The sequence below is a fragment of the Roseovarius salincola genome, assembly GCF_026891095.1.
Lineage (GTDB): Bacteria > Pseudomonadota > Alphaproteobacteria > Rhodobacterales > Rhodobacteraceae > Roseovarius > Roseovarius salincola.
Genome location: NZ_JAPTNL010000064.1, coordinates 1 through 512, shown reverse-complemented (window position 1 = coordinate 512; position 512 = coordinate 1). Strand labels below are relative to the sequence as shown.

Here is a 512-nt window from a genome sequence, read left to right as displayed (position 1 = left end):
GACTGTCGACGATCGTCTCGAAGCTGTGATCGGAGGTGCGCAGCAGGACACTGCGCAGCCCGAGGAAATCGCCAGGAATCTGGAAGTCGACGATCTGGCGCGTCCCGTCAGGCTGGATCTTGTAGGAACAGACCCAGCCGTCCGACAGGATGTAGGCGGCCTGCCCCGATTGCCCCTCATGCACGAGGTCGCGCCCGGCCGGGAAGGACCTGCGCCGCTGGTGCAGACGCTCCAGCACCGCGAGTTCGACCTCTGACAAGGTGACGAAACTCGAGAGCTTGCGCGTGAGCGGGCTGTCTGCCGTGGTGGTCATGGGCCTCTTCCTCATCGCCATCCCCGATGGATGACATATTCGAAAATTTTGCTGCGGTGACTGCTCTGGATCAGCCCAGCATACCTCATTTCCTGCCACAAAGGGGACACCAATCGGGATTCGACCGGTCGACGGTCGTTTCGGCGCAAGGATCAAGGAGTCTCCACGATGCCCGTTCAAACAGACCATGCCGGCATGG

Annotated in this window: 1 protein-coding gene; it reads right to left on the bottom strand. The window is 61.3% G+C overall.

Features of this window, described 5'->3' with window-relative positions; all coding sequences use genetic code 11:
* Positions 1-313 (bottom strand): Crp/Fnr family transcriptional regulator (locus N5A93_RS19500; protein WP_268956758.1); only part of this gene is annotated, 313 nt, incomplete at its 3' end.
* Between the last annotated feature and the right edge of the window lie 199 nt (positions 314-512).